Raw genomic sequence first — 2558 nt, forward strand, 5'->3', positions numbered from 1 at the left:
CCCACATTCCGCACTTCAATTTGAAGTACAAAAGATTACAACCAAGAAAAAAGCAAAAATTCAGGATGACGAAGAAATAGAGTGCTGAACGAATATACTTTTAAAAATAAATAATCAAATGTAAAAGATTTGACTCGTAAAATAGATTTTATAAGCATTAAAAATTTGAGGAGCAATTACTGTTCCTTTGAATGTGGATAATTTTTTTGCTTTCAAAAGTTTGTTTAATTTAAGAAAGCAAATAATATTTTTGGCAAGATGATGGTAGACAATTCAAAATAAAATTACGTTCTGCTGTTAAATTAACAATTTGGTTAACACTATTTAAAGTCAAAAGATGAATTCCTTGAAAACATTGAAATACCCATCTTAATGTAGGAGATAAGGTTAGCTTTCCTAATTGGTTTTTGATTCCGATTTTGATTCTTTTTAAGCTATTTCTTAGTTCCCTTTGACCAAGATTATAGACTAGTAAACATAAAGACATTAAAAATAGCATTGTCTCTATTCTTTCAGGATTTTCAACGAAAAAACTATCAGCAAAAAATAAAGGGTCTTTTAGAAATCTAAATCCTCGCTCACAAGACTGCTGATTTTTATATGTTGTAATAATCTCTTCTGGTTTTAATTTTTCGTCGTCATTAACTATATTAGTTGCTAAAATAAATCTCCCGGCTTCTTTTCTTCGTATTTCTATCTCTTTTAATTTTTCATGACCTACTCCTTCCATTTTATAAATAGTTTTATTATCTTTTGACTTACTTTCAGTAAGTTTAACTTCTTTAATTTCAAATAATTTCAGATGTTTGTTAACTCCTTTTAATTTATACCGCGCTTGCTCCGGAGTTTCAAAATCTTCTTTTTTCAAATCTTTGAGCAATTTTTCAACTTTACTTTTTTCTTTTTTGAGCTTTTTATCTAGCTTTTCTAAATCGCTATTTTTTCTTTTTTGACTTTCTACTATTAGCCAAATTTGTTTAATACCACCATAATTAACTATTTCTTCTTTCCACTTGTATCCCTTTAAATTTTGATATGTCTTTTTCTCGTTTTGTTCTGTATCTATCTCCTCTATTCCCCTCTATTTCCTCTATCTCCTCTATCTCCTCTATCTCTTTCATCTCAAGAGTATTTACGGACTGAACTAGTTCTTGCGCTTTCTTAATCGTCATCGGTACTCGACTTATCCATTTTAAATGCTCAATTAATTTGAGATTTTCTTGGCTATATAATGCGCTATCGCAAACCATAATACTGTCAAAAACTATTTGCTTTTTAAACTCTGTTAAAATTTTTCCAAATACTGCTTTATCTGCTTCATTTCCATCTCCTGCTCTCATTAATAATGGTATATCTCCATCACTACTCGTGATTAAATCTAAAACACATTGTTTTAAATCTGGTCTGTGGTCGCGAGAATATCCTTTAGTTATAAATATTGGTCTTTCTCTAGTAATTTCTTCTTGACTTTCTTGATTAATTTCACTTTTATATTCCCCGTGTAAATGAAATGATGTTGCATCTAAGTGTGAATACTTTGTATCTATTTTAAATTTTTTAATTACTGACAATACAATTTCTATAAACAGATTATTTAATCCATATTTATATAAATTATTCCATGACTCTTCCAATTTTATCGTCATTAAGATAATCGCTTTCTACATCTTCGCCTAATAAAATTTCAATTGCTTTATCATCAAAAAACTGCTTGAATAAATATAAAGGTCTTGATACAAATCCTAATCCATTTATTAAAATAGCTTTAACCATTATTCCCGCTGTAATCTTCTCACGGGAGTCTACGCCTAATTTTGAATTAATTGTTTCAACTATTCCTATCTCATCAATTAACCCAGCTACTATTCCTAAGTGGTCGATATTTTTTATTTTTGCATTTTCGATTGGAGACATTTTTACCTCTAGAAGATTTTCGAGTTTTTCTAATTGTCTCACGAGTGGTATCGCAGGGTCGGCATACTAAAATAATTTATGTTATCGCTTGTAAAAAGTTGAAAACCAAGCATTTATAAGCGGAGACAACCTGCTAATAACTTCGTAATATAGGTTTATTTCTTAATATCGATTTACTCATATTTTACATTCATCAAGTTTATTGTAACATTTGTAACTCATATAAATAATTTTAATTATGATACTTATGTCAAATAAAATACATAACTATTTGGGGTCATATAGATTCTATTTTCTGCTTACGTGACTTTGTTCTAAAAAGAAGCTCTTTAACGCTTTCTAGTAGCGACCAAAACAATTCTATTACACAGGCTTTTTCATTCTAGGCGCCATCCAGCAATTACATGTTAAGGATATTTTTTTACGTTAAAATACTTATGTATATAGTTGTATTTTTTATAAGTTATACTTAATAGATATTTGTTGTTGTTGTTATTTTTGTGCGTTTTTTATTTTATTTCTACGAGTTTTCATGCTCAATACAGGATATAAGCTTACTTAAAAATTATTAGTATGTTTATTTACTAATGCCAGTACGTATTTATGTAATATTTTATGCGACATTCTGAAGTGCGGAATATGGG

Annotated in this window: 1 pseudogene; it reads right to left on the bottom strand. The window is 28.8% G+C overall.

The features are described from left to right. Positions 1–229: 229 nt before the first annotated feature. A pseudogene (locus DSM106972_RS50855) lies at positions 230–1914 on the bottom strand (IS1634 family transposase). Positions 1915–2558 lie beyond the last annotated feature (644 nt).

Source organism: Dulcicalothrix desertica PCC 7102 (assembly GCF_003991905.1).
In the GTDB taxonomy this organism is placed as follows: domain Bacteria; phylum Cyanobacteriota; class Cyanobacteriia; order Cyanobacteriales; family Nostocaceae; genus Dulcicalothrix; species Dulcicalothrix desertica.